The 24,764-nt window shown below is 71.8% G+C and carries 26 protein-coding genes; 16 read left to right on the top strand and 10 right to left on the bottom strand.

Annotated features, from left to right (window positions below; all coding sequences use genetic code 11):
* Positions 1-133: 133 nt before the first annotated feature.
* Positions 134-1,057 (top strand): helix-turn-helix domain-containing protein, encoded by a 924-nt coding sequence (locus ACFY1H_RS16995; protein ID WP_366584180.1) that lies wholly within the window; start codon positions 134-136, stop codon positions 1,055-1,057.
* 9 nt (positions 1,058-1,066) lie between these two features.
* On the opposite strand, the gene ACFY1H_RS16990 is transcribed toward ACFY1H_RS16995, so the two are convergent.
* On the bottom strand, positions 1,067-1,678 hold the full coding sequence (locus ACFY1H_RS16990; protein WP_366584179.1) for a helix-turn-helix domain-containing protein: 612 nt from the start codon (positions 1,676-1,678) through the stop codon (positions 1,067-1,069).
* 76 nt (positions 1,679-1,754) lie between these two features.
* Between ACFY1H_RS16990 and ACFY1H_RS16985 the strand changes: the two genes are divergently transcribed.
* The 3 genes from ACFY1H_RS16985 to ACFY1H_RS16975 all read left to right on the top strand — a co-directional run bounded on the left by ACFY1H_RS16985 (position 1,755) and on the right by ACFY1H_RS16975 (position 4,498).
* The gene (locus ACFY1H_RS16985) at positions 1,755-2,312 is read left to right on the top strand and encodes a DUF6891 domain-containing protein (protein ID WP_366584178.1); all 558 of its coding nucleotides are present in this window, start codon (positions 1,755-1,757) and stop codon (positions 2,310-2,312) included.
* A 353-nt stretch (positions 2,313-2,665) separates the two neighbouring features.
* A complete protein-coding gene (locus tag ACFY1H_RS16980; protein ID WP_366584177.1) occupies positions 2,666-4,039 on the top strand; it encodes a hypothetical protein in 1,374 nt (457 codons plus the stop codon).
* 51 nt (positions 4,040-4,090) lie between these two features.
* Positions 4,091-4,498 carry a hypothetical protein gene (locus ACFY1H_RS16975; protein ID WP_366584176.1) on the top strand — a complete coding sequence of 136 codons (408 nt, stop codon included), beginning with the start codon at positions 4,091-4,093 and terminating at the stop codon, positions 4,496-4,498.
* Here ACFY1H_RS16975 and ACFY1H_RS16970 read toward each other — a convergent pair.
* Complete coding sequence (locus ACFY1H_RS16970; RefSeq protein WP_366584175.1) at positions 4,463-5,158, bottom strand: TetR/AcrR family transcriptional regulator; 696 nt, start codon at positions 5,156-5,158, stop codon at positions 4,463-4,465. The genes ACFY1H_RS16975 and ACFY1H_RS16970 overlap by 36 nt on opposite strands.
* A gap of 132 nt (positions 5,159-5,290) precedes the next feature.
* Here ACFY1H_RS16970 and ACFY1H_RS16965 point away from each other — a divergent pair, with 132 nt between their 5' ends.
* On the top strand, positions 5,291-6,010 hold the full coding sequence (locus ACFY1H_RS16965; protein WP_366584174.1) for a sigma-70 family RNA polymerase sigma factor: 720 nt from the start codon (positions 5,291-5,293) through the stop codon (positions 6,008-6,010).
* Positions 6,011-6,047: 37 nt separating this feature from the next.
* Complete coding sequence (locus ACFY1H_RS16960; protein ID WP_366584173.1) at positions 6,048-6,269, top strand: hypothetical protein; 222 nt, start codon at positions 6,048-6,050, stop codon at positions 6,267-6,269.
* 109 nt (positions 6,270-6,378) lie between these two features.
* Here the strand turns inward: ACFY1H_RS16960 and ACFY1H_RS16955 are convergent, their stop codons facing one another.
* Positions 6,379-7,626, bottom strand: a complete 1,248-nt coding sequence (locus tag ACFY1H_RS16955) for a hypothetical protein (protein ID WP_386947334.1) — start codon at positions 7,624-7,626, stop codon at positions 6,379-6,381.
* Between the two features lie 110 nt (positions 7,627-7,736).
* Here ACFY1H_RS16955 and ACFY1H_RS16950 point away from each other — a divergent pair, with 110 nt between their 5' ends.
* The 3 genes from ACFY1H_RS16950 to ACFY1H_RS16940 all read left to right on the top strand — a co-directional run bounded on the left by ACFY1H_RS16950 (position 7,737) and on the right by ACFY1H_RS16940 (position 10,857).
* On the top strand, positions 7,737-8,681 hold the full coding sequence (locus tag ACFY1H_RS16950) for an LLM class flavin-dependent oxidoreductase (protein WP_366584171.1): 945 nt from the start codon (positions 7,737-7,739) through the stop codon (positions 8,679-8,681).
* A gap of 111 nt (positions 8,682-8,792) precedes the next feature.
* Positions 8,793-9,620, top strand: a complete 828-nt coding sequence (locus ACFY1H_RS16945; RefSeq protein WP_366584170.1) for an IclR family transcriptional regulator — start codon at positions 8,793-8,795, stop codon at positions 9,618-9,620.
* Positions 9,621-9,870: 250 nt separating this feature from the next.
* Positions 9,871-10,857 carry an MmgE/PrpD family protein gene (locus ACFY1H_RS16940; protein WP_366584224.1) on the top strand — a complete coding sequence of 329 codons (987 nt, stop codon included), beginning with the start codon at positions 9,871-9,873 and terminating at the stop codon, positions 10,855-10,857.
* Here the strand turns inward: ACFY1H_RS16940 and ACFY1H_RS16935 are convergent.
* The gene (locus ACFY1H_RS16935; RefSeq protein WP_366584169.1) at positions 10,799-11,740 is read right to left on the bottom strand and encodes a helix-turn-helix domain-containing protein; all 942 of its coding nucleotides are present in this window, start codon (positions 11,738-11,740) and stop codon (positions 10,799-10,801) included. The genes ACFY1H_RS16940 and ACFY1H_RS16935 overlap by 59 nt on opposite strands.
* Before the next feature lie 93 nt (positions 11,741-11,833).
* Here ACFY1H_RS16935 and ACFY1H_RS16930 point away from each other — a divergent pair, with 93 nt between their 5' ends.
* Entirely contained in the window at positions 11,834-13,438 is a 1,605-nt protein-coding gene (locus ACFY1H_RS16930; protein WP_386947332.1) for a DUF885 domain-containing protein, read from the top strand.
* Positions 13,439-13,448: 10 nt separating this feature from the next.
* Complete coding sequence (locus ACFY1H_RS16925; protein WP_386947330.1) at positions 13,449-14,786, top strand: carboxylesterase/lipase family protein; 1,338 nt, start codon at positions 13,449-13,451, stop codon at positions 14,784-14,786.
* A gap of 5 nt (positions 14,787-14,791) precedes the next feature.
* Here the strand turns inward: ACFY1H_RS16925 and ACFY1H_RS16920 are convergent, their stop codons facing one another.
* The 4 genes from ACFY1H_RS16920 to nthB all read right to left on the bottom strand — a co-directional run bounded on the left by ACFY1H_RS16920 (position 14,792) and on the right by nthB (position 17,048).
* Complete coding sequence (locus ACFY1H_RS16920) at positions 14,792-15,250, bottom strand: MarR family transcriptional regulator (protein WP_366584166.1); 459 nt, start codon at positions 15,248-15,250, stop codon at positions 14,792-14,794.
* A gap of 73 nt (positions 15,251-15,323) precedes the next feature.
* Complete coding sequence (locus ACFY1H_RS16915; protein ID WP_366584165.1) at positions 15,324-15,656, bottom strand: nitrile hydratase accessory protein; 333 nt, start codon at positions 15,654-15,656, stop codon at positions 15,324-15,326.
* A gap of 10 nt (positions 15,657-15,666) precedes the next feature.
* A complete protein-coding gene (gene nthA / locus ACFY1H_RS16910) occupies positions 15,667-16,287 on the bottom strand; it encodes a nitrile hydratase subunit alpha (RefSeq protein ID WP_366584164.1) in 621 nt (206 codons plus the stop codon).
* A complete protein-coding gene (gene nthB / locus ACFY1H_RS16905; protein ID WP_386947327.1) occupies positions 16,284-17,048 on the bottom strand; it encodes a nitrile hydratase subunit beta in 765 nt (254 codons plus the stop codon). The genes nthA and nthB overlap by 4 nt, the downstream gene beginning before the upstream one ends.
* A 121-nt stretch (positions 17,049-17,169) precedes the next feature.
* Here nthB and ACFY1H_RS16900 point away from each other — a divergent pair, with 121 nt between their 5' ends.
* Positions 17,170-18,096, top strand: a complete 927-nt coding sequence (locus tag ACFY1H_RS16900) for a DJ-1/PfpI family protein (protein WP_366584162.1) — start codon at positions 17,170-17,172, stop codon at positions 18,094-18,096.
* A gap of 12 nt (positions 18,097-18,108) precedes the next feature.
* Here ACFY1H_RS16900 and ACFY1H_RS16895 read toward each other — a convergent pair whose 3' ends face one another.
* On the bottom strand, positions 18,109-18,552 hold the full coding sequence (locus ACFY1H_RS16895; protein WP_386947324.1) for a Fur family transcriptional regulator: 444 nt from the start codon (positions 18,550-18,552) through the stop codon (positions 18,109-18,111).
* A 159-nt stretch (positions 18,553-18,711) separates the two neighbouring features.
* Here ACFY1H_RS16895 and ACFY1H_RS16890 point away from each other — a divergent pair, with 159 nt between their 5' ends.
* The 4 genes from ACFY1H_RS16890 (at position 18,712) to ACFY1H_RS16875 (ending at position 23,198) form a co-directional block, all read left to right on the top strand.
* Positions 18,712-19,137, top strand: coding sequence for a transcriptional repressor (locus tag ACFY1H_RS16890; protein WP_366584160.1), 426 nt, complete (start codon positions 18,712-18,714; stop codon positions 19,135-19,137).
* A gap of 110 nt (positions 19,138-19,247) precedes the next feature.
* Positions 19,248-21,929 (top strand): ABC transporter permease, encoded by a 2,682-nt coding sequence (locus ACFY1H_RS16885; protein WP_386947322.1) that lies wholly within the window; start codon positions 19,248-19,250, stop codon positions 21,927-21,929.
* Entirely contained in the window at positions 21,916-22,581 is a 666-nt protein-coding gene (locus ACFY1H_RS16880; RefSeq protein ID WP_366584158.1) for an ATP-binding cassette domain-containing protein, read from the top strand. The genes ACFY1H_RS16885 and ACFY1H_RS16880 overlap by 14 nt, the downstream gene beginning before the upstream one ends.
* The gene (locus tag ACFY1H_RS16875) at positions 22,578-23,198 is read left to right on the top strand and encodes an ABC transporter ATP-binding protein (RefSeq protein ID WP_386947320.1); all 621 of its coding nucleotides are present in this window, start codon (positions 22,578-22,580) and stop codon (positions 23,196-23,198) included. The genes ACFY1H_RS16880 and ACFY1H_RS16875 overlap by 4 nt, the downstream gene beginning before the upstream one ends.
* Positions 23,199-23,412: 214 nt before the next feature.
* Here the strand turns inward: ACFY1H_RS16875 and ACFY1H_RS16870 are convergent, their stop codons facing one another.
* Positions 23,413-24,630 carry a copper resistance D family protein gene (locus tag ACFY1H_RS16870; RefSeq protein ID WP_386947318.1) on the bottom strand — a complete coding sequence of 406 codons (1,218 nt, stop codon included), beginning with the start codon at positions 24,628-24,630 and terminating at the stop codon, positions 23,413-23,415.
* Positions 24,631-24,764: the final 134 nt, after the last annotated feature.

The following is a 24,764-nucleotide window of genomic DNA, read 5'->3' as shown; positions in this document are numbered from 1 at the left end:
CGTGGTCGAATTCGAACACTACGAGCGTGGGCAGGGCGCTCACCAGCCGTTTCGATGCCAGATTGGGCAAGGATCGTGCCACTGCGGGTAGCCTGGCGGGAGTTGGTTCCGGTGCGATCCGAGGAGACGTCCGTTGCCCCGCACGCAGCTGGTCGTGGCGTTGCTGGCCGTGCCCCGGGTCATGGGGCTCGACTTCAGCATCCCCGCGCACATCCTCGGCCGGCAAGAGGGTTATCAGGTGCTCGTGTGCGGCAAGGAGACCACGGGGTCGCCGCTGGGCATCAGCCCGACGCATTCGCTGGCCGACGCGCCGGAGGCCGACATCGTGATCGTGCCCGGCTACGACGAGCCCGAGGTGCCGCTGCCCGACGAGTACCTCGACGTGATCCGCCTCGGCGCCGACCGCGGTGCGCGGGTGGTGGCGATCTGCACCGGCGCGTTCGCGCTCGCCCAAAGCGGCGTGCTCGACGGCCGCGAGGCGACCACGCACTGGCGGTACCTCGCCGCGTTGCGCGAACAGTACCCTGCGGTGCGCGTGCTGGAGAACCAGCTGTTCGTGGAAGACGGAAAAATCCTCACGTCCGCGGGGGCCGGCGCCGGCATCGACGCCTGCCTGCACCTCATCCGCACCGACTTCGGTGCCGCGGCCGCTCACGAGGCCGGCAAGGAGGTCGTGGCCTCCCCCGCGCGCGGCGGCGCGCAGCCGCAGTACGTCGACGTGCTCACGGCCGCGCGAACGGATCTGTCGGCGACGCGCAGCTGGGTCATGGAGCACATCGGCGACCCGATCACCGTGCAGCGCATGGCCGAGCGCAGCAACCTGCCGCGCCGCACGTTCATCCGGCACTTCGAGCTCGAGACGGGCATGTCGCCGATGCGCTGGGTGGTCAACCACCGCATCCTCAGCGCGCGCCGGCTGCTGGAGACCTCCGACTGGCCGGTCGAACGCATCGCCGCGGCCACCGGTTTCGGGACGGCGGCGAACTTCCGGACCATTTTCCGCCGTGAGGTGGGCACGACGCCGACCGGTTACCGGCGTGCGCACAGCGTGCTCTAGTTTTCGTTGTCAGGGCGTGGTTTTCGCGGCGGAGACCATGGTGGCCATGAGCTTCGCGGCGTCGTTGGTGCTCAGGCCCGCTTCGCGCACGAGTGAGCGCCAGCTGTCGAACGCGAGCGCGTGGCGCACCGCCGCGACCACGAACCGCTTGCGCCCGCGCGCCGGCGACCAGCCCGCGGAGAGCAGGCTCGTGGCGTCTTCGAGGAACGCCGCCATCGACCCGAGCGCGCGCTCGACGGCGGGCATTTCGACGGCGTCGCGCAGGGCGTTGACGAGCATCGGTTCCACTTCGGAGTAGAACGCGTAGAGCTGCTTCAGCGCGTACGTGATGCGCTCGACCGGCTCGCCGATCGCCTGCCAGCCTTCGAGATCGGGGAACGGGTGCCGGCCCCAGTAGTGCGCGGAGCACGCGGCGAGCTGGTCTTCCTCCGTCGGGAAGTAGCGGTAGACGGTGTGGCGCTGCACGCCCGCGGTCTCGGCGATGCCCGCGATGGTCGTGCGCGCCGGCCCGACCGACTCGTGCAGCTCGACGATCGCCTCCGTGATCCGGCGGCGCGTGTCCTCCATGGCGTCGGCCCGCCGGCTCATGCGGTAGGTGCGGGTCGCCTTCTCCACAGTCATTCGTTTCGCTCCTCGCCGCCCGGTCGTTCCAGGATAACGGCCATTTCTGTCGGGGGTGGCCGGCACCATGGCCGGCATGTGGGGACGCAAGGAGAAGGACCTGCCCGAGGCCGTCGAGTTCGCGCGGCCGCTCGTGCACGGCGGCTTCAGCACACCCGACGACGTCGCGGTCGCCATCACGGAGTACTTCGAGCCGGACACGGTGACGCCGGCGCAGGCCCGCGCCGTCGTCGACCGGCTGTGGCAGGCGCGGGTGGCGGAACAACACACGTGGCCCCCGGTGACCGACCCGGATCGGGTACTGGCGGCGTTCTCTTCTCTGGCCGCCGAGGGCGTCGTGGCCCGCGCGGACTTCACGTGCTGCCAGAACTGCGGCCTCACGGAAATCGGCGCCGAAGCCGCTCCGGGCGACCGGGGGTTCGCCTTCTTCCACTCGCAGGACACGGCTCGGGCCGTAGAGGGAGGCGAACTGCTGCTGTCCTACGGCCGACTGGCGGACTCGTCGGCAGACACGGCGGAGGTGGGCCAGGTGGTCGCCGCGGCCTTGCGGGCGCAGGAGCTGTCGGTGACGTGGGACGGGTCGCCGGAGGAACGGATCCGGGTGGAGGTGGAGTGGAGGAAGCGGCTGGGGTGAGGTTCGGGCGGGGTCTGACCACATCGGACTCGCGGGTCGCTCGGCGTGCGCAGGTGCAACGCCTGCCGCGTTGGCCGCGCGGTCGGTGCGCGGCCGTGAAGCAGGGAAGTGGCGGAAGGTTTGGACCGCCCGGCTTCGGCCTCTCGCCTGCTGTCGCGAGGGCGGCATTCGGCTGGCAGGAACCCGCAACGTGCGGCCGGTGAGCGGGCTCCGTCTCGACAATCGCTCATGGGCGCCGCCCGTCCCGGCCTTCGCGTGAGGCGGTGCCGGGCTGGTGAGTGTGAGATCGGGACCCCTCCCGGGGTGGGTGGTCACAATCGGTGGCGGTTGTCGCGTGGGTGGAGAGGGAGCTGATGTACGAGCCGCCGTGGGTGCCGGTGCGGCGCCGGGTTGGACCGGTCGCCGTGGCGGTCGGGAATGCGTCGTTCCTGGGGGTCGGGTATCTGCTGCTGCGGCGGCGGGGGCTGGCGGTCGTGAACGTCGTCGGCACGGTGGTGCTGGCGGTGCTGCTGGTGACGGCGTTCCCGACGGTGTGGTTCGAGATCGTGGTGCTGGTGTGGTGGGCGGCCACGATCGTGCACGGGTGGTTTCTCGCGGGGCCGGCGGCGACGAACCGGTGGCGGGACTGGGTGGTGGCGCTGGCCGTCGCGGTGCCGGTGCTCGTGGTGGCTGCGCTGCTGCGCCTCGACGCGGTCGCGATCGCTCGCGAGGTGGCCGAGGCGCGCGGCAGCGGTGACTGCGAAAAGGCCCAGACGGCGCTGGACCGCGTGTGGTTGGGCCACCGTCTCGCCGATGCGCCACTGGCTGCCGCCGGGGATGCGACGGCGGAGGCGTGCGCCCGGCTGCGCACCGCGGCCGAGGCGCTCACCGGCGGGCTGCCGGGCAATCCCGATCAGCTGAAGACCGGTTTCGACACCCTGGCCGGAGTGCGCACCGCCCTGCCCGGCCACGAGCGCATGGCCGACGTCGTGCTGGACGGTTTCCTCAGCCAGCTGCCGGCGCAGAACCCGTGCAACCTGGCCGTGGACACGGACTGGCTGCGGGCCCACCACGAGGCCACCGCCGTCGTCGAGCGCACCCGGCCCGGCGCGCTTGTCTCGTGCGCCGACGGCCTGCTGGCCAACGGCGACTGGCAGAACGCCCGCACGCGCTACCAGCAGGCGCTCGACCAGTACCCGCACAGCGCCGTCGCCGCGAGGGCCGCCGAAGGCGTCCAGAAGGCCAAGGTGGCGGGTGAACTGGCGAACGTCCGCAGTCTCCTGGCGAACACCAGCGCCCCCGAATACTGCACCAAACCCGCCCCCTACAGCGCCGCGCCGCCCTACGGCAAGGGCACCAACCGCGCGATCTTCTCCGGCAACGACGACTTCACCAACCGCCTCCCCGCCGACTGGCGCGTGACCGACCCGACGAAGGCCGTCCTCATCGTCTGCGCCGGCGACGACACCAGCGGCACCGCCGTCCGCACCTGCCAGTACGAAGGCACCTTCAAAGGCTTCCCCGACGACGTCACGTTCCACAAGATCGCCCTCCCCCTCAAGGCCTACGAACTCCGCACCGGCAAACTCGTCGCCGACACCAAGGTGGAAATCGGCGGCACCAGCTGCCCGGCGTCGGTCTCCTACACCTCCTACGGCTACACCGACCTCGGCCCGCCGTCCGACATGCCGGTCGACGCCTCGGACGCCGACGTGCGCGCTGCCTTCGCGTCGCTCATCACCCGCTGAACCCGCGAAACTCACTTTGAGGCAGGCAGATCCGCATGCCAGGCTCCGCCCATGACCGACACCGCGCCCGGCCGGTGGGACGGCCCCTGGTACCGCGTTCGCACGGACCGGCTCGAGGCTGACTTCCTCCCCGACGCCGGCGAGGACCCCGAGGACGTGTGCGACGTCGACGTCCAAGTCCGGCTGCCCGACGGCTCTCGCTGGACCGCGACGGTCTTCACCCTCGCCGAGGTCGAGAAGCTGATGCAACGCTGGACCGCATCCGACGAAGCCCTCGGCGGCCGTTACTTCTGGGTCTCCGACGGCCTGATCGTGCGCGACCCCGGGGTCAGCGCCATCGTCGGCGTGCTCGAAGGACTGCTCGACAACGGCGATTTCGCCTCGATCCTCCAGCGGCACGACCGACCACCATCCACAAGGGACTCAAGAATCCCCCCGCCCGGCGACGCTTTTCGGTAGCGGCACGTCCGGGTCGAGGGTGATGCCGCCGGCTTGGAGGGCGTCGTCGAGGATGTGCCAGGTCCAGCGGGCCAGGAGGGTGGCCAGGTCGGCCTGGTCGAGGCCGCGGGGGTTTTCCAGCCAGCGCGCGGTGCTGGACTCGACGAGGCCCACGAGGGCGAAGGCGATGGTGTCGGCGACGCGCGTGTCCATGGCGTACGCGGTGAGGTAGCGCTCGAACAGCGCGGTCAGCTGGCGTGCGATGGCGGTTTTCACGTCGGCGACGACGTCGCGCGTGCCGGGGCGGCCGGAAACCTGCGTGAGGTAGCGGTAGAGGTGCGCGTGGTCGGCGAGCCAGCGCGTGTGGGCGCCGATCGCGCCGCGGATCATCTGCATGGGGGTGCCGGGCGGGTCCCACAGGGGCGCGAACTCGGCGGTGATCAGCTCGCCCGCGCGGTCGGCGATGGCGCACTGCAGGTCGGTGGCGTCGGCGAAGTGCTTGTACAACCGGGTGCGCGCGACGCCCGCTTCCTCGGCGATCTGCTCGGTGGACACGTCCGGCCCGTGGCGGGCGATGGCGCGCAGCCCGGCCTCGACGAACTCACGACGGCGACGTTCCCGCTGGCCCGCCCAGCGCGCCGCCCGGCCGTCAGCCTTGTGGGAGGAGCCCGGGGACGTCATCGGCGGGAAGTGTAGCGCTCGCGCCGATATCGGGTACACTTCTGTACCTGTTACTTTGAGTGCTTGTTGAACACGGTCAGTATTATTACGGAGAGTGTCCATACGACCCTGGAGAACCGCGTGGGAAGTTGCGTGGACGACGAGCCGCCGGACCCGGTGCTGCTCGCGGCCGTCCGCGCCGGTGACGTCCACGCGAGCGGGGCGCTGTACCGCCGGCACGTGGAGCCGATGCGCCGCACGGCCGTGCGCTTGAGCCACCGGCCGGCGGAGCGCGACGACCTGGTCGCCGAGGCGTTCATCCGGGTGATCACCACGGTGCGCGCGGGCGGCGGGCCGCGGGAGAACGCGCGGCCGTACCTGATCGTCACGATGCGGAACCTCGCCGCGAGCTGGAGCCGGCTCCACAACCGCGTCGACCTGTGCGAAACCGTTCCCGAGCCGGCCGGCGCGCGGGCGGTGGCCGAGGAAGAAGCGGTGCGACGGTCCGACATCGACCTCGTCTGGTCGGCCTACTGCACGTTGCCCGGCCGGTGGCGAACGGTCCTGTGGCGCACGGCCGCAGAAGGCGACTCGACCGCGCAGGCCGCGCTGCTGCTGGGCGTCTCGCCGAACGGCGCCTCCGTGCTCGCCGGGCGGGCGCGCGAGGGCCTGCGCCAGGCGTACCTGCAGGTCCAGGTGCCGCACGCGGAAGACCCGTACTGCGCCGAGGCGCGCCGCAACCTGGGTGCGTGGGTGCGCGGCGGGCTGTCGCAGCGGCGTTCGACAGTGATCGGCGGGCATCTCGCGGCCTGCGCGCCGTGCCGGGTCGTGACCGCGGGGCTCGCGGAGGTCAACGACGAACTTCCGGCCTGAGAGGGAAACGCAGGGGAACACCACGAGGAGGGGAACCATGACCGAGGAACCACTGGTGCGCGGCCACCGCGTCACCTACCTGCCGGGCAAGCGCAAGCCCGGCCCCCAGCGCCTGTGCCGGCGCGGCATCGTGACCGGCCCGCCCGTGCTCGACACCGACACCGACGTCACCTGGGTCCCCGTCCAGGCCGACGGCACCTACGACACCGGCGAATGGGTCCGTGCCGACGCGATCATCGACGTGGTGGCCCCGACATGACGCAGCCCGACACACCGATCTTCGACACGCTGATCACCGAAGCCGGCCTCGACTGGCCGGAGGAGACGCCGGCGGACGAACCTTCCTGACGCGCGGGGACCCGGCTGGCTCAGCGGCGCACCCCGAGGTCGGCGAGCAGCCGGGCGAGCACGTTCTCGTTGCCGGGCAAGGAGAAATGGTCGACCCCGGGGTTGTCGTCGAGCCGGTACGAGCAGCACGACATGCCCTGCCACACGCGGGTCGCCTCGTTGGTGAGGTCTTCCTGGTTGCCGTCGCCGTCGCGCGTGATCGTGGTCGAGGGCGGGCCGGCCACCTGGCCGACGGTGAGGTCCGGCAGGCGCGCGCCGACCACGGTCGGGACGCCGGAGCCCTTCTCCGCCGTCACGTCGACGTCCGGGAAATGCGCGGGATCGGTGAACTTCACGAAACCGACGTAGTGGTTCGCGAGCTGCTCGGCGACGGGCAGGTGCGCGTCGGCGAAGAGGCGTGCGTAGTCATCCGGCGTGTACGAGCGGCCGGTGGACTGGTCCACCAGCACGGTCTCCCGGTCACCGAAGACCTTCGGGTCGGAGGCGCTCATGTAGGTGCTGGGCGCGGTCAGGTACATGCCGGCGCTGCTCCGGGCGTTGTCCGGGGTCGTCGGGTTGGTGAAGTCCTGGATGTTCAGCCCGGTGAAGACGGTCGCGTACAGCAGCCCCTGTCCCGGCAGGTTGCCCGCGAGCGACGTGAAACCCTGGATGTAGCGGGCTCGCCAGGCGCGGCTGGTGTGCGTGAGCAGGTATTGCGCGTACAGCGGCCCGTTCGAGTGGCCGACGAGCCGCACGGGCCGGTTGCCGTTGTCCCGGTAGGTCTGCTCGATCAGGGCCTTCGTGCGCTGCACGAAGCCGCCGAGGTCCGGGGTGAGCCGCGCGTCGTAGCCGGCCACGCGGATGTCCTGGTCGCGGTGGTAGCCGTGCGCCTCGAGGGTGCGGTAGAGCGGCTCGTAGAACGGCGCACTGGCGGTCGTGCCGTAGCCGAGCACCGCCACGTCGACGCCGGGCTGCTCGGAAAACCGTTTCGCCATCGGGACGAACGGGTCGGAGTCGTAGCGCAGCGTCAGCAGCTCGTCCTGGCAAACCTGGCTGAACGTGGTGCTCGGGTGGTCGTTGTGAAACCAGTCGGTGAACGACCCCGACCGCGGGCACCGCGCGTCCGTGGTCTGGTTGTGCACCGTGACCTCGAGCTTGGCGAGGCGGAACGCCGGGAACAGGACGACGGGCGTGCGCCCTGGCGCGGCCGACACCGCCGGTGCCGCGGCGGCGATCCCGAAGACCACGAGCGCGAACGCGAAGATCACACGCAGTGTTTTTCCCTTCACCCGGCGAACTTTTTCCGAAGTTGATCAAGGTGTCAAGACGGATGGCCGCTTGCTCCGGACAGCGAGTACAAAAGACACCTCAGCCGTGGAACGTTCGGGAGGAACTCGCCGTGAAGCTCGGTCTCGTCGCACCGCCGGATCTCGACGTCGCCCAGTTCGTCGCGTACGCGCAGCGCGCCGAGGAGCTGGGGTTCGACGAGCTGTGGGTGGTCGAGGACTGCTTCTTCCGCGGCGGAATCGCGCAGGCGGCGGTGGCGCTCGCGAAGACCGAGCGGATCCAGGTCGGCATCGGGGTTCTGCCCGCCGCGGCGCGGAACGTCGCGTTCGCCGCGATGGAGGTGGCCACGCTCGCCGCGATGTTCCCGGGGCGGCTGCTGGCCGGGATCGGGCACGGGATGCCGGCGTGGCTGCAGCAGGCCGGGGCGTGGCCGGGGAGCCCGTTGACGCTGCTGCGCGAGTATTTCACCGCCGTCCGGGGAATCCTCGCGGGCGAGCGCGTCGGCTTCGACGGCGCCGAGGTGCACCTGCGAGACGTCCGGCTGCAGAGCCCGCCGAAGGTCGTGCCGCCGTTGTACGCCGGTGTGCGCGGGCCGAAGTCGCTGGCGCTCGCGGCCGAGGTGGCGGACGGGACGATCCTGGCGGAGCCCGTCACGCCGGAGTACCTGCGGGCCGTGCGGGAGATCGTCGGGACGGAGCACGAACTGGTCGCGTACAACGTCGCGGCCGTCGACGACTCCCCCGACCAGGCGCGGGCGCTGGCCAGGAAGGCGCTCACGGCGATCGGCGAGCCGGACTGGGCGCCGCACCTCGCGCCGTTGCCGTTCGCCGCGGAGTTCGCGGCGCTGCGGAAGGCAGCCGGGTCACGGGAGGAGTTCGCGGCGGCGCTGCCCGACGCGTGGGTGGACCAGCTGGCGGTGGTCGGCACCCCGGCCGACGCCCGGGCCCGGCTCGCCGAGCTCGAGGCCGCCGGCGCGGGCCACGTGGTGTTCATCCCCGCGGGCCCGGACCCCGCGACGGCCGTCGCGGCCCTCGCCCGAGTGCTGCCGTATCGCTGACCGGAACGGGGTGGTCCCGAAACTCCTCGGAACCGGTAAAGTGGGCGCCAGCGCGCAGTTCACCCACGTTCCCATCAGCGGAACACAACCAGAATTCCGAGGATTACCGGTTTGAGCACCCAGAGTACCGCCGGGCGCAAGCCCGCAGCTTCGTCCGACAACGCCGGCACGGAAGCGGCCGCGCGGGTCGCCGACGTGCTGCTGCTTTTCACCGGCGGGCCCCGGTACCTGGGGGTGAGTGCGATCAGCCGGGAGCTCGGGCTGGCGAAGGCGGTGGTGCATCGGATCCTGCAGTCGCTGGTGTCGCGGGATATGCTCGCGACCGATCCGGGGGTGGCTGGGTACCGGCTGGGCCCGGCGGCGGTGGCGTTGGGGGCGAGTGCGTTGCGGCGGTTCGATGCGCGGACTGTCGCGACGCCGGTGTTGCGGCGGTTGCGGGATGAGACGGGCGAGACGACGACGTTGTCGGGGCTGGTCGGGGATGAGCGGGTGTATCTCGATCAGTTCGAGAGCCCTCGGGAGATCAAGATGACTGTCGACATCGGACGGCGGTTTCCGTTGCATGCCGGGTCGTCGGGCAAGGTGATACTGGCGTTCTTGCCGGAGGAGCGGCGGGCGGCGGTGCTGGGGCGGGAGTTGCCGGCGTTGACGGAGAAGACGATTACCGCGGCGGATGATTTGCGGGCAGTGCTGGTGGAGACTGCGCGTGAAGGGGTTGCTGTGTCGTTGGGGGAACGGCAACCGGGTGCGGGGTCGGTGGCGGCGCCGCTGTTCGGGCCGGATGGGGAGATCCACGGGTCGATCAGCGTTTGCGGGCCGGAGTATCGGTTTACGCCCGAGGTGGTGGGGAGGTATCGGGTGTTGGTGCGGGATGCCGCGGAGGAGATACGGCACAGCTGGGCTTGGTTGAGGGAATCCGGGGATTCTTCGGGGCGGTGATTCTGTCCTCGCAGGGCGTGTTGTCCTCGTGGTGACGCGGTCCCCCGCAGGGCGGCTTGCGTTGGGAGTGCACCCCGAAGCTGGAGTGTGTTACAGGGGGCTTCGGATCAGGGTGCCGGGGCGGGTCTGGGTGCGGGTTTTGTTGTGTTGTCGGACGGCGGTTGGGTAGGGGTAAAAGCGCCCCAACCGTGCGGCTCGGCATGGGGGGTACGCCGAGGAGCTCGGCAACTCCGTCTTCTTCGAGCACGGCCTGCACGCCACGGCGATCTGCGGTGCCCTCGGCGCCGCCGCCGCGATGCTGTCCGATGTGGACGAAGCCGGGATCGCCGACGCCATCGGCATCGCGGCGAGCATGGGTTCCGGTCTGCTGGAGGCCAACCGCACCGGCGGCACGGTGAAGCGCGTGCACTGCGGCTGGGCCGCGCACGCCGCGGTGACGGCCGCCGGGATGGCACGGCACGGCATCACGGGTCCGCCCACCGTACTGGAGGGCCGGTTCGGGTTCGTGCAGGCGTTCTGCGGCGACCAGGCCCACGTCGACGAGATCGTGACCGGCCTCGGCACCGACTGGGAGCTGCCGGGGATCTTCTTCAAACCGTATCCCTGCAACCACTTCACGCACGCGGGCATCGACGCCGCGCGCCGGCTGCGGGCCCGGGGCGTGGATCCGGCCTCGATCGTCAGCCTGGAGCTCGGCGCGCCCACGGCCGTGCTGCGCACCATCGGCGAGCCGCGCGAGGACAAGGTCCACCCGAAATCGGGTTACCACGCGGCGTTCTCCGGCCCCTACACGGTCCCGGCGGCGTTCCTCGGCGGCGGCGGGCTGGGCGTGTTCCACGAGGACTTCACCGACTCCGCGGCGGCGGACCCCGAGCGGCTCGCGTTGGCGGCCAAGGTGACGTGCGTGCCGGACTCGCGGTGCGACGAGATCTTCCCGCACCAGTTCCCCGCCGTCCTGCGTGCCCGGCGGGCCGGACAACCCGCTGTCGGCCGAGGAGCCGGCCACGAAGTTCCGCCTCAACGCCACCCGCGTGGTCTCCGCGGAGACGGCCGATCAGATCACGGAGCTGACCTACGGCCTGGCCGGCCTGGGCGAGCTCTCGGAACTGACCGGCTTGCTGCACTGATCCCCCGGCCGGGCGCGGCGGTCGCCGTCGCGTCCGGCCGGTTTCCCGTGTTCAGCGCCGCTGGAAGCTGCCGCGGTAGGCCTGCGGGCTGGTGCCCACGATGCGTTTGAAGCGATCGCGGAACGACGTCGGCGAGCCGAAGCCGACCTGGCCTGCGATGCGGTCCACGCCGTGGTCGGTGGCTTCCAGCAGGTGCTGCGCCTGGCGGATGCGGGCGCGCAGCTGCCACTGCAACGGACTGGTGCCGGTCTGTTCGCGGAAGCGGCGGTTGAGGGTGCGGCTGCTCATGCCGGCGTGGGCGGCGATGTCGTCGAGCGTGAGGTCTTTCGCGCAGTTCTCGTCGAGCCAGCGCAGCACCGGTTCGAGCACCGAGCCGCGCGGGGTGGGCGGCGGGTCGTGGACGATGAACTGCGCCTGGCCGCCCTCGCGTTCGAGCGGCATCACCGACAGGCGGGCGGCGTCGGCGGCGACCGCGGAGCCGTGGTCGCGGCGGATGAGGTGCAGGCACAGGTCGAGGCCCGCGGCGGCGCCGGCCGAGGTGAGGATGCTGCCGTTGTCCACGTAGAGCACGTCCGGGTCGACCTCGATCGCCGGGTAGGCCGCGGCGAGCTGCGGCGCGGCGACCCAGTGCGTGGTGGCGCGCTGCCCGTCGAGCAGGCCGGTGGCGGCGAGGATGAACGCGCCGGAGCAGATGGACGCGATCCGCGTGCCCTTAGCCGCGGCTGCACGCAGGGCATCGACGACGTCGGCGGGCACCTCTTCGAGCTCGTCACGGCCGGGGACGATGATCGTGTCCGCTTCGGCGAGGGCTTCGAGGCCGTGCCGTGGCCGGATCGTGAAGGCGCCCGCGTCGATCTCCTCGGCCGGACCGCACACGCGCACCTGGTAGGCGGCGCGGCCGTCGGGCAGGCGCGTGCGGGTGAACACCTCGATGGGCGTGGCCAGATCGAACGGCACGACCTTGTCGAGAGCCAGGATCACCACGGAGTGCATGGCGGGATCCTAGTGGTCACCGGTGTTCTCGCCAAGCAGTGTGGCTTCGTGAAGTTCACACCGGCTTCGCGGAGCGGGTATAGCGTGAGCCGGGTGACGCCGATCTTCCAGCTCTCCGACGACCACGTGACCGCGGAAGCCGCCCTGGACCCCGTGGCGGCGACGATGCGCGGGATCACCACCCCCGACCCCGCCACGCTCACCGACTTCTCGCCCGACGGGTTCGACGCCCGCGCCGATCAAGCGCGGCGGACGCTCGCGACCCTGGCCACGCTCACCCCCGAGTCGGCCGAGGACCGCATCGCGGGCGCGCACCTCAAGGAACGGCTCGAGGCGCAGCTCGCCTGGCACGACCTCGGCGAGCCCCTGCGCACCGTGAAAGCCCAGTTCGGCGTGCTGACTTCCTTGCGCGACACCGTCGACATGCTCCCGCGTGCCGGCGACGACGACTGGCACGTGATCGGCGTGCGCCTGGCCGGCGTCGAGACGATGCTGGCGGCCTGGCAGACGTCGCTGCGCGCGGGCCTCGACCGCGGCCTCGTCGCCGCGCGCCGCCAGGCCCTGGAGACCGCGGCACAGGCCGACCGGTTCGCCGGCGTCCACGAAGCCCTCGTGGCTTCGTACGGCGACGGCCCGCTCGCCCTAGACCTGCGCTCCGCCGCCGACGCCGCCCACCGCGGCTACACCGAGCTGGCCCGCTTCCTGCGCGAGGACTACGCGCCGCGCGCGACCACCGTCGAGGGCGTCGGTGCCGAGCGCTACGCGGCGGGCGCGCGCCTGAGCCTGGGCGCCGACATCGACCTGGCCGAGGCGTACGAGTGGGGCTGGGCCGAGCTGGCCCGCATCGAGCAGGAGCTGGCGGCGGAGGCGGCCCAGGTTCGTCCGGGCGCTTCGGTCGCGGAGGCCATGGCGCTGCTCGACGGGCAGTACTTTGTGGACGGTGAACCGGCCTATGTGGACTGGCTGCGCGCCGCCCACGACCGCGCGATGGCCGATGCGGCCGCCCACTTCGACATCCCGGAACCCCTGCGCGCCATCGACGTGACCATCGCCCACGGCTCCGGCTCGGGCGCGCCGTACTACACCGGCCCGAGCGAGGACGGCCTTCGGCCGGGCCGCACGTGGTGGCCGCTGGGCGGACGCTCGCGTTTCGCCGTGTGGTCCGAGCTGACCACGGTGTTCCACGAGGGCGTGCCAGGCCACCACCTGCAGATCGGCACCGCGAAGCTCGCCGCCGACCGCGTCAGCCGCTTCGCCCGCGTGCACTCCGTCAGCGGCCACGCCGAGGGCTGGGCGCTCTACGCCGAGCGCCTCGCCGACGAGCTCGGCTGGTACACCCAGCCCGGCACCCGCCTCGGCATGCTCGCGGGTTCGGCCACACGCGCCGCCCGCGTCGTCATCGACATCGGCGCGCACCTGGACCTGCCCCTGCCCGATGGTTCCCGCTGGGACTTCGACACGGCCTGCCGCGTGCTCCACGAACGCGGGCTGGCGGCCGAGCACCGCGTCCACCCCGAGGTGGTGCGCTACCTCGGCTGGCCGGGCCAGGCGATCGCGTACAAGCTGGGGGAACGAGCTTGGCTCACCGCCCGCGCCGAAGCGGCTTCCCGCCCGGACTTCTCGCTGCGGCAGTGGCACCACGACGCTCTCTCGGTGGGCCCGGTGGGCTTGGCCGCGCTCCAGGACGCGCTGCGCTGAGGCCGCACCGGTGACCATCGTCCGCACCGCCTCGGGCAAGGTGCTCGGCCACCGGAGCGCGCACGGCGTAACGTTCGCCGGGATTCCGTACGCGCCGACGCCGGTCGGGGCGGGGCGGTTCGCCGCGCCGGGGCCGCCGCCGAGGTGGGACGGGGTGCGGGGCGCGGCGAAAGCCACCGCGCCTCAGCGGATGCGGCCGTTCGGGCGGGCCGATCTGTCGCCGGTTCTCGGCACGACGACGGCGCCGGGCGAGTACCTCAGCCTCACCGTGTCCACGCCGGATCCCGGTACGCGGAACCTGCCCGTGCTCGTTTTCCTCCACGGCGGGGGTTTCGCCACCGGGACCGGCCACGCGCCCGTGTACGCCACCGACGCCTTCCCCCGCGACGGGATCGTGCTGGTCACCGTGAACTACCGGCTCGGCGCGATCGGCTGGCTCGACCTGCCCGGCGCGCCCGCCAATCGCGGGCTGCTCGACGTGCTGGCCGCGCTCGGGTGGATCAACGCGAACATCGCGCACTTCGGCGGGGACCCCGGGAACGTCACTCTCGGCGGGCAGTCGGCCGGAGCCATGCTGGTGCTCGCCCTGATGACCACACCGACCGATCTGTTCCGGCGCGGGATCAGCCAGAGCGGCCACGCCCTGTGCTGCCACCCGCCCGAACGCGCGGCGCTCACCACACGAGCGTTCGGCGCGGCCCTCGGTGCGCCCGCCACGGCCGCCGCGCTGGCGGACCTCGGCGACGAGCGCATCCTCGACCTGACCGAGCAGCTCAAGCCGGAGCACGGTTTCCTCGACCCGTCACTCGGCAGCAGCCCGTTCAAGCCCGTCCTCGACGGCGAACTCCTGACGCGCCAGCCCGCCGACGGCCTCCGCGGCGACATCGGCCTCCTCGCCGGCACCAACGCCGAAGAAGCCAACCTCTACTCGATCCCCTTCGCCTTCGACACCACCGAAGCCGACCTCCTGCGGGGCGCCCGGCGACGTTTCCCCGATCCCGAAGCCCGCATCGCGCGCTGCCGGGAAACGCACCCCCACGACGATCCCGAGCAGCTCCTCACCCGGCTGATGACCGATGCCTTCCGGGAAGCCAACCAAAACCTGGGCACCTGGACCTACGACTTCCGCTGGCGGTCACCGGCGTTCGGTGGCCGCCTCGGGGCGTGCCACTGCGTGGAGCTGCCGTTCGTCTTCGACTGTGTCGATCTGCCCGGCCTGCGCGGTGAACACGCGTTGCTCGGCCCCGGCGAACCACCCGCGGACCTCGCCCGGAGCACCCACGACGCGTGGGTTTCCTTCGTCACCCGGGGAAACCCCGGCTGGACCGGGCCCCACCGGATCGGCTGACCGCGTCACACGGTGCGTTTCCGCTGGTGCTCCACCACGTCCTGCAGCACCGTCTTGAACTGCGTGTACACCTCACGCCCCAGCCGGCGCGCGTGACGTTCCTGCAGAGCCGTCATGATCCGGCCGGCCGCGCGCATCTCCGCCAGCCCGCGCTCGGTCGGGCAGATCAGCTTCGCGCGGCGGTCGGCGGGATCCGGGCGGCGCTGGACGTACCCGAGGGCCTCCAGCTCGTCGATCATCGTCCCGATCACCTGTTTGTGCTGCCCCGAAAGGCGGGACAGCTCGGTGGCCCGGACCCCCTCGGTGTCGAGGTAGGCGAGCACGGCGCCGTGGCGGGGGTGGAGGTCGGCGAAGCCCTGGGCGGCCAGGGACGTGAAGAGCTCGTGCTGCACGGCGAAGAGCAGCCGCCCGGCGAGGACGCCCAGGTCGGGGTTCGATTCGTTCTTCTCGGCCCGGCTGACCAACCCTGCCGCCTCCTCCGCGTCGTCCGGCAGCGGGGCCCCGCTCGCCCGGTGAGGAGGAAGTCTAGGCGAACGCTCAGTCGCGGTCCTCGGGGTTGACGTACCCCTCTTCGAGCAGGCCGTGGCGCCGGACGACGGTGTCGAGCGCGGTCACCCAGTGCTGGTAGTACTCCCAGCGGCCCTTTTCGTCGTCGGGTGCGGACTGCCACGAGCCGATGGCCGCGATCAGCTCGCGCTGGAAGTCCTCCCACGCGTAGTGGCCGAACTCCGACAGCGCCACCGCCAGACCGAACGCGCGCCGCTGCCACTCCGCGTCGAACACGGGCTGCTCGAGGTCCGTCGAACACGACGAGTGGAACTTGACGTGCCCGGACTCGTCGTAGTTCAGCGTGCTGATGTCGATCGCCACGCCCGCCCCCTCACGCCGCCGGGCCCGCGAGGGCCACGCCGATCATCGACTCCGTCGTCACGAGCTCCGCGAGCTGTTCCTCGCTCCAGCCCTCCGTCCCCGAAGGCCGCGCCGGCACCACGAACCACCGCGAGTGGCCGCTCGAATCCCACACGCGCACCTCGGTGTCGTCGTCGAGCTCCACGCCCAGCTCGGCCAGCACCACACGCGGCTCGCGCGCTGCCCGGGCGCGGAACACCGGGTCCTTGTACCAGTACGGCGGCAGCCCGAGCACCGGCCACGGGAAGCACGAGCACAGCGAGCAGATCACCAGGTTGTGCACGCCGGGCTCGTTGACCACAGCCGCGATGTGCTCGCCTTCGGCGCCGGCCATGCCCTCGGGCAGGTCCAGCTGCGCGATCGCCTTCGGGGTGTCGGTGGCCAGCAGCTGCGCGAACTCCGGGTCGACCCACGCGCGGGCCACGATCTTCTTGCCGTTGAGCGGCGTCATCTCCGACTCGAAGTAGCCGAGCACCTTGTCCACAGTGGACCCGGTGATCACGCCCTTCTCGATCAGGAGCGCCTCGAGCGCCTTGACCTGCGCGGCGCTCGCCTCCTCGCGGTCGTCGGGGTAGGCGAACAGCTCGCTCATCGGTTTCCGTCCCTCGTCGATCCGGCGGACAAGTAGGTCTCGTACAGCTCGGCGTACAGCGGGCCGGCCGCGCGTTCGGTTTCCTCGCCCCACAGCTCCTCGGGTTCGAACCGCACGATGTACACCGACATCGGCTCCCCGAGCCCGTCGCCGCCGGTAGAGACGAAGTACGAGTAGTTGCCCTCGAACACCCGCTCCACGCGGCCGCGGTGCCCGCGCAGGTAACCGGGCAGCCGGGTGTGCTCCGTGGCCGGCGGGTTGCGCACCACGACCTCGTCGCCCACCGCGAACGCCGGCGTGGCCGGGCCGCGCCTCGGGGTGTCGCCGCGGCGCAGGTAGTCGAGCACCTGCTCGTCGACGGCTTCGGCGTCGCGGTCCGGCAGCTGCGCCTGCGGCTGCTCGCGGAAGCGTTCCGTGGCGGCGTCCAGCTCCTCCTGCGTCAGGTAACCCTGCTCGACGAGGTACGCGCTGATGCCGCCCAGCCACTTCTCGTAGTAGCGGAACTTGAAGTACTCGAACGGGTGCATCGCCTCCGCGCCCGCGCGCAGGTGGGCCCACGTCCACGTGGTGCCGAACGTGGTGGGCACCGCGTCGAGGTCGTAGCCTGGGACGGAGTCGCGCAGCGACGCGCTCAGGCCCATCATCGCCGTGTGGATGCCGAAGATGCGCTTCTCCCAGTCTTCGACGAACACGCGCTTCTCGTAGTCCAACGGGAAACCCTCGAGGCCTTCGAGACCGCCGAGACCGTGTTGCAGCTTCATCCTGGGAACCGCCTTCGCGTCGTCCGGGGAAAAGCTAACACCGCGTAACCGACTGGAAGCGGACACGCAGCCCACACATCCGGCCCTTTCCTGTCGCGGGGGGCCGTCGTAGATTCCCGGGGTGGGCCTGTCGAGACCGCCGGTCCCGGTCGCCGTCCTCGTGTTCGACGGCGTCCGGCTGCTCGACGTGACCGGGCCACTGGAGGTGTTCGACGTCGCCGCCGAGCTCGGCACCGGCTACGTCGTCACGATGTGCTCCCCGGACGGGCGCGACATCACCACGTCGAGCGGCCTGCGCATCGGCGTCGACCGGGCCGCGGCCGAGGTCACCGACGTCGACACGCTGGTCGTCCCCGGCGGCGAGTGCCTGGTGAAACCCGGCGCGAACGACGAGCTGCTCACCTCGATCCGGCACCTCTCGCGCGGTGCCCGGCGCGTGACGTCGGTGTGCGCGGGCGCCTTCGCGCTCGGCGCCGCCGGTTTGCTCGACGGCCGCCGCGCCACCACCCACTGGCGCCACGCCGACACGCTGCAGCAGCGCTACCCCGGCGTCGAGGTCGACCCCGAGGCGATCTACGTGCGCGACGGCCGCGTGCTCACCTCCGCCGGCGTCAGCTCCGGCATCGACCTCGCCCTCGCACTGGTGGAGGAGGACGCCGGCGACGTCCTTGCCCACGAGATCGCCCGCGAGCTGGTGGTCTTCATGCGCCGCCGCGGCGCTCAGCCCCAGCTCTCCGTGCCCGCCCGCACTCCGCGCCCGCGCCGCGACATCGTCCGCGAGCTCTGCGACGAGGTCGCCGCCGACCCGGCCGGCGACCACTGCCTCACGAGCATGGCGCAGCGCGTGGGCCTCAGCACGCGCCACCTGTCGCGGCTGTTCAAGGAAGGCACGGGCCAGACCCCGGCCACCTACGTCGCCGCCGTGCGCCGGGAAGCAGCGATCGCGCTGGTCATGAGCGGCGAAACCGTGGCCGCCGCCGCGCGGCGCAGCGGGCTGGGCAGCGACGAGACCCTGCGCCGCCACCTGCGGGCACAGCCGGACGACTAGCGCCGGCTGCCGTCAGTCCGTTGTGGACAGATGCGGCTCGGCAGCAGCGCACGCGTCGCACACGCCCCACCACGTCACTTCGGCCGCTTCGACGCGGAAGCCGGGCGCGGTGACCGGGTCGAGGCACGGCGGGGCGCCGACGGCGCACGGCACGTCCTGGATCGCGCCGCAGCCGCGGCACACGAGGTGGTGGTGGTTGTCGTGGCGCTGCGGTTCGAAGCGCGCGGGCGAACCCGCGGGTTCCAGCGAACGCAGCAGATCGGCGGAGACGAGGTCTTCGAGCACGTTGTACAGGCCCTGACGGGAGAGCCCGCCGGCCGCGCCGTCGGCTTCGAGGTCCACGGCGAGCTCGGCCGCCGTCGAATGCGGGTGCCGCTCGACCGCGGCCAGCACCGCTCGCCGCTGCGGCGTGTTGCGCAGCCCTACCCGGCGCAACCGCACCCCGAACGCATCCATGGCCGCAGCGTACCTCAGAATGGACTGCATCAAGTCTGGCGTGGAGAAGCTCACACGGCCCGCCGAAACCCTCCCCACCTGCCGTTACGCCGCTGAGTAACCCACACTTGACTCCATCAGACAATTGACTCCATCAACTCTAGGCACTACAAAGGTGTTGTGCCGACTCCCACGCTCCCCCAGCCGTCGCCCGGCCACGTCGACGCCGGGGCCCGCCTGCGCCGTGCCGGCCTGCGCGTGACCACCGCCCGCCAGGTCGTGCTCGAAACCCTCGCCGAGCAGCCGCACACCACCGTCGCCGAGCTGCTCCCCCACGTCCGCGACCGCCTCCGCTTCGCCTCCACCCGGGCGATCCACGACGTGCTCGCCACCGGGGTGTCCGCCGGGCTCGTCCGCCGCTTCGACACCGTCGGCGTGGCCCAGCGCTACGAGCTGACCGGGCCCGAACACGGCCACCTGCTGTGCACCAACTGCGGCCGCCTCGACTCCGTCGGCACGGCCGAAGCCACGAGCGCGCCGATCCTCACCGGCGTGTGCTCGCACTGCGCCCCCGACGGGCTCGCGCACCCCGAACCGGCCCGCTGAGCGGGATTCCGCCACAGCCCGTCGCCGCACGGGTGCGGTCGGCCAGCACGCCGTTTCGAAACGATCTCGGCGCGCCCTGACGGGCAAACGCCTGTGTGAAACTCCTCGACATGCCGAGGAGGGGGTTGCCCACGCCGTGGTCGCGGGCCGTGCGGACGGGGTGGCGCAATCCGGCGGTGGTGATCGCCGTCGCGGCGGCCGCGGTTCTGGTGGCGTTGCCCGCCACGGCCGTCGCACTGTTCCTTTCGGCGGCGGGCAACGCGACGCTGCAGCAGCAGACCTCCCTCGCGTGCGAATGGGCGGTCGGCGCGCAGTGGCAGGGCGGCCTGCCGATGCAGCAGCACGACCCCGCTGTGCCCGAGGCGGTCGGCAAAGCCCTGTACGACACGCGCGCGAAGCTGGCCGGCCAGGCCACCGCCGAGGTGCCGCGAGCCTCGGCGCCGGTGTCGACCCTGGTCTCCGGCGCGTCGGTGGAAGCGGCGACGGGCCCGCCGGCGCACCCCGAGCAGACGGTCGTCAACCTCATCTCGCGCACCGTTTTCCAGAACCACATCCAGGTGGTCCAGCGCGGGACCGGGCCGGGCATCTGGCTGCCGGACCAGTTCGCGGCGCTCAAGAACCTCCACGCCGGCGACCTCGTGACCGTGCGCGGCGGCTCCCGCAACGACCTCAAGCCCAGCGGCAAAGCCACCGCGCCGGGTGGCGGCAGCACGTCGACGATGCGCGTCGCCGGGATCTACCGCGACCTGCGTTCGCTGCCGGACCAGCAGTACTGGTGCAGCCTCGTCGGCCTCTACCGCGGCAGCCCGCTGTCCAACGCCGGCACGTACCCGGTGGCGCTCGTGTCGCCGGACGACTTCTTCCACATCGCCACCCGCGACTCCGGCGTGCAGAACCTGGTGGAGAGCTCCGTCGACACCACGGGGATGACCACGGCGAGCGCGCCACCCGTGGTGGCCGGGCTGGAACACGTCCGCGCCCGCACCGAGAATCCCGCCGACCCGCTCGGGCGGGCGTTCCACCGCTTCGGCGGCACGGAGTACACGTCTTCGCTGGGCGGCATGGTGGTCCGCGCCGACCAGGTGACCACGCAGCTGGCGACCACCGTCGTGCCGATGGGCGCGGTGGGGGCGCTGGCCGGGCTGGTGATCGCGGCGGCGGCCGGCTCGTTCTGGGTGGACCGGCGCCGCGCCGAGCTGGCGGTGCTGTCGTCGCGCGGGGTGGGACCGTTCGCGCTGGTGGGCAAGGCGGTGCTGGAGGTCGGCACGATCGTGGTGCTCGGCAGTGCCGCGGGCTGGTTCCTCGCGCGCTACCTGGTGGCGGCGCTGGGGCCGAGCCCGCTCGTCACGCCGGGCGCGCTGGCCGGATCGGTACTCGGCGCCGCCGCCGCGCTGGTGGTGACGCTGGGCGCGATCGCCGTGTCGAGCGGCCGCCGGATCACCGCGTTGTTCGACGCGCGCACCACCCGCCGCCGCAACTGGCCGTGGGAGCTGCTGCCGCTGGGCGCCGCGCTGGTCTGCTATTTCGCGCTCGGTGACGATCCGGCGGCGGGAGTGGGTGCGGCGGGGACCGTCGCGCGGATCCCGCCGCGGCTGATCGTGGTGCCGCTGCTGCTGGTGATCGGGCTGGCGTTGCTGGCCGCGCGCGTCGTCCGGTTCTCCGTGGTGCGCCTGCGGCCGGTGTCGCTGTCGCGGGCGGTCGCGTTCCTGTCGTGGCGAAGGCTCGCGTCCGCGCCGGCCGCGGCGGCCGTGCTGATCGCCGCGACGGCGATCCCGATCGCGCTGTCGGTGTACGCGACCACGGTCACCGGGTCGGTCGAGCGCACGCTGCACGCCGAGGGCCAGCTCGTGGTCGGCACCGACGTGGTCGTCGACCTGACCGGACCCGCGCAGGCGCCGCCCGGGTTCCCGTCGAGTTTCGTCGAGCGCTACGACTCCGGCACGGTCGGGAGCACCACCGTCAACGTCCTCGGCGTCGACCCGGCGACGTTCACCGGCACCGCGTTCTGGGACAACCTCCTGCCCGGCCCGGCCCTCGACGACCTGATGGCCGGGCTGACCGCACCCGGCGCACCGGCCGGCGTGCTGGCCGGGATCCCCGGCACTTCCGGGCCGACGCCGGTGGAGATCAACGGCCACACCGTCGAGTTCTCCGTCACGAGCGTCGCGCAGCTGCCCGGGAAGAGCGCCGGGTTCCCGCTGATGTTCGTCCGCCGCGACGTGCTCACCCGGCTGGCGGGCGAGAACCTGCACCACGAGCTGTGGCTGCGCGGCGACCCGGGGCGGATCGTTCCGGCGCTGTCCGCGGCCCACGTGCCCGTCGGCACGCTGAGCCAGGCCCAGGACGTGACCGCCAACGGCGTCTACGCGGCGATCACCTACACGTTCCTGTTCCTGACGGCGGTGTCCGTGCTGGCCGGCGCGATCGTCCTCGTGGGACTGTTGCTGTACCTCAATTCGCGGGCAAGGGCGCGGCGCAGCGCGTACTTGTTGTTGCGGCGCATGGACATCGGGCCACGCTCGCACTGGCGGGCCCTGCTCTACGAGGTCGGCGGCCTGCTGGCCGGCGGCTTCGTCGCGGGCCTCGGCTTCGCCGCGATCGCCGTTGCCATCACCAGCGCGGGTTACGACCTCGACCCCGCCGCCGCACCCGGCACCCTGATCGCCGCGCCGTGGTCGCTCACCGCGCGCCTCGCCGCGGCGACGCTGCTGGCCGCCGTGCTCGCCACTCTCGCCGCCCAGCGCGCCGTCTCGCGCGCCCGCCCGTCGGAGGTGCTGCGTGACACCAACTGACGCGCTCCGGTGCGAAGACGTGCACCAGACCTACCGGACCGCGACCCACGATGTCGTTGCCCTGCAAGAGGTTTCGGTGTCCGCCGCGCGCGGCCGGGTCACCGCGCTCGTCGGACCGTCCGGCTCCGGGAAGTCGACGCTGCTGCGGATCCTCGCCTGCCTCGAACGCCCGGCGCGCGGCCGTGTCGAGGTCGACGGTGTCGACGCGACCGCGTTGTCGGCCCGCGGCCGCCGCGGGTTGCGCCGGAAACGGCTCGGTTACGTCTTCCAGAACCCGGTCGACAACCTGCTCGGGTACCTGACCGTCGCCGAGCACCTCGAACTCGCCGGCCGCCTGCGCGGCACCGGCACGCCGTCGGGCGAGCTGCTCACCACCCTCGGCCTCGGGCACCGCGGCGACAGCCGACCCAGCGGCCTCTCCGGCGGCGAACAGCAACGCGTCGCCCTCGCCTTCGCCGCCGCCGGCGACCCCGCCGCGCTGCTCGCCGACGAACCCACGGCCCAGCTCGACCGCGCGTCGGCCCACCTCGTCGGCGACGCCGTCCGCCGGCTGGCGGCCCTCGGGCACGCCGTCGTGGTCGCCACCCACGACCCCGAGCTGGTCACCGCGGCCGACGACGTGATCGAACTCGTGGACGGACGCATCCGATGACCGTGCTGACGCTCACCGACGTCTCCAAGACCTACCGCGGCACGCAGGTGCTGCGCCCGATCAGCTTCGAGCTGCACCCCGGTGAGCTGGTCGCGTTGACCGGCCCTTCGGGTTCCGGCAAAAGCACCCTGCTCATGATCGCCGGCGGCTGGGAAACCCCGGACACCGGCAGCGTCACGCCGGGTTCGGTGCTGCCGGCCGGCCCGATGGCGCGAATGCCGTGGCAGCACCTGGGTTTCGTGCCGCAGTCCATCGGCTTGTTCGACGAGCTGACGGTCGCCGACAACCTCGCCTTCGCCGCCCGCACCGGCGGCAACGCCGACCTCGCCAAGCTGCTGGAAACCCTCGACCTCGCCAAGTTCGCCGGCCGTCTGCCCACCGAAATCAGCCGCGGGGAACAACAACGCGCCGCCGTCGGCCGCGCGCTGGCCACCGCCCCCACCCTCGTCCTGGCCGACGAACCGACGTCGCACCAGGACCGTCCCCACGCTGAAGTCGTCCTCGCCCGCCTCCGCACGGCCGCCGACGCGGGCGCCGCCGTCCTCGTCGCCAGCCACGACCCCCTGCTCGCCACGCACACCGACCGCACGATCGCACTGACGGGCGCCGGTCACTGAGGCGAGCGCCCGGCTCACCGCCGTGAAGACACGCGCAACGCCAGCGCCAGCACTGCCGACAGACCGATCAGCACCACCGCGGAAACCACCGTGCCCATGCCCGCCACCGCCTTCTTCTCGAGGACCCTCACGGTCTCCCGGACGACGGCGGGGCGGGCATGGGCACGACGAACGCTTGACACACCAACGCGTTTCCCTGATGGGCCCTTGACGCTCAGCTCTCCGCGGCGACGGCCTCACGCTGTTCGACCTCGTGGGCGCGCGCCGCCGAGCGGGACAGGCGGTCGGAGACCTTGGCGGTGGTCACGAAGGAGATCGCGATCAGGATCGCCAGCACCACGCCGATGCCGATCACGCTGCCGCTCAGGGTCGGGTCGGCGGGGTCGCCGGCCTCGGCGCGGGCCGAACCCGTCAGGAACGAGAGCACGAACAGCACGCCGACCGCGAGCAGGGTCTCCACGGAAACCAGCACCGGGAACGTGCGCAGCGCCAGCTTGAACACCGAACCCTCCGCACCGGCGGCGCGAGCGCGGGCGATGCGCGGCATCATCACGAACTCGTTGGCCGCACCGATGCAGATCATCGTGAGGACCAAGGACACCTTGATGACGAGGAAGCGTCCGAAGCTCGTGGTGAACAGCTCCGACGGGCTGCCGATCAGCGTGTACGCCAGGTACAGGCCGGTGATCAGGATGCAGCCGACGGCGACCATGGCCAGCGTCGAGAAGCGCGTCCAGATCTGGGCGAACGTGTCACCGGCGCCGCGGGTGAGCTTGCGGCGCGAGAAGGCCAGGATCACCAGGCCCGCGATGCCGCCGACCCACGTCGAGATGGAGAAGACGTGCAGGTGGTCGAGCAGCGAGTTGGCGACGGTGTCGCCGGTGGCCTTGGAGAAGTTCGTCGGCAGCAGCGTGACCTGGTAGGCGACGAAGTTGATGATGAGCGACGTCAGCGTGAGCACGCCGAGCTTTTCCCGCAGCCGCGGGGAGAACGCCAGCATCAGCACGATCGCCGCGAGGCCCCACAGCGCGTACTGGATCAACGCCTCGGCGCCACTGGAGATCCAGTCGCCCTTCTTGCCCGGCACCGAGATGAAGCGCCAGATCGCCGCGGGCGACAGCGCGTCGCCGAACGGGATTTCCTTGCCCTTCACACGGGCGCCCTTGCCGGCGATCTGGAAGTACAGCGCGACAAGGAACCACGTGCCGACGAGCGCGTAGTAGACGCCGGCGCGGCGTTGCAGCACCGCGCGGTCGGCGGGATCGACCGACGGCCGTCTCAAGACGGGCCGCAGCACGATCAGGTACAGCATGCAGCCGCCGATCGAACCGATCAGACCGGCGAAGTACGCCATTTTCGTGATGACCCGCCACACCTCGGGGGTCGGGTTCGCTTCGGCCGCGGACACGGCCTGGGTAAGCAGCAGGGACATCGGCAGCCATCTCCTCGAGCGGGGGACGTGAGCCGTACAGGTGGGGAGGCTCTTGGCGGTCGAAGGTAGCTGATCCTACAACGGATGTGAAGACTGAAGCGTCCACTACATTGATGGTATATTGCTAGAGTGAA

Origin of the sequence: Amycolatopsis sp. NPDC001319 (genome assembly GCF_042896185.1) — a bacterium.
Taxonomy (GTDB): domain Bacteria; phylum Actinomycetota; class Actinomycetes; order Mycobacteriales; family Pseudonocardiaceae; genus Amycolatopsis.
The sequence above is the reverse complement of the archived record's forward strand: the minus strand, read 5'-3'. Positions and strand labels throughout refer to the sequence as shown.

What these genes read in the sequence shown, in the direction of transcription:
- ACFY1H_RS16990 (WP_366584179.1), bottom strand. Translation starts at nt 1,678, where the DNA reads ATGACTGTGGAGAAGGCGACCCGCACCTACCGCATGAGCCGGCGGGCC.
- ACFY1H_RS16985 (WP_366584178.1), top strand. Translation starts at nt 1,755, where the DNA reads ATGTGGGGACGCAAGGAGAAGGACCTGCCCGAGGCCGTCGAGTTCGCG.
- ACFY1H_RS16980 (WP_366584177.1), top strand. Translation starts at nt 2,666, where the DNA reads ATGTACGAGCCGCCGTGGGTGCCGGTGCGGCGCCGGGTTGGACCGGTC.
- ACFY1H_RS16975 (WP_366584176.1), top strand. Translation starts at nt 4,091, where the DNA reads ATGACCGACACCGCGCCCGGCCGGTGGGACGGCCCCTGGTACCGCGTT.
- ACFY1H_RS16970 (WP_366584175.1), bottom strand. Translation starts at nt 5,158, where the DNA reads ATGACGTCCCCGGGCTCCTCCCACAAGGCTGACGGCCGGGCGGCGCGC.
- ACFY1H_RS16960 (WP_366584173.1), top strand. Translation starts at nt 6,048, where the DNA reads ATGACCGAGGAACCACTGGTGCGCGGCCACCGCGTCACCTACCTGCCG.
- ACFY1H_RS16935 (WP_366584169.1), bottom strand. Translation starts at nt 11,740, where the DNA reads ATGCACTCCGTGGTGATCCTGGCTCTCGACAAGGTCGTGCCGTTCGAT.
- nthA (WP_366584164.1), bottom strand. Translation starts at nt 16,287, where the DNA reads ATGAGCGAGCTGTTCGCCTACCCCGACGACCGCGAGGAGGCGAGCGCC.
- nthB (WP_386947327.1), bottom strand. Translation starts at nt 17,048, where the DNA reads ATGAAGCTGCAACACGGTCTCGGCGGTCTCGAAGGCCTCGAGGGTTTC.
- ACFY1H_RS16895 (WP_386947324.1), bottom strand. Translation starts at nt 18,552, where the DNA reads ATGGATGCGTTCGGGGTGCGGTTGCGCCGGGTAGGGCTGCGCAACACG.
- ACFY1H_RS16885 (WP_386947322.1), top strand. Translation starts at nt 19,248, where the DNA reads ATGCCGAGGAGGGGGTTGCCCACGCCGTGGTCGCGGGCCGTGCGGACG.
- ACFY1H_RS16875 (WP_386947320.1), top strand. Translation starts at nt 22,578, where the DNA reads ATGACCGTGCTGACGCTCACCGACGTCTCCAAGACCTACCGCGGCACG.
- ACFY1H_RS16870 (WP_386947318.1), bottom strand. Translation starts at nt 24,630, where the DNA reads ATGTCCCTGCTGCTTACCCAGGCCGTGTCCGCGGCCGAAGCGAACCCG.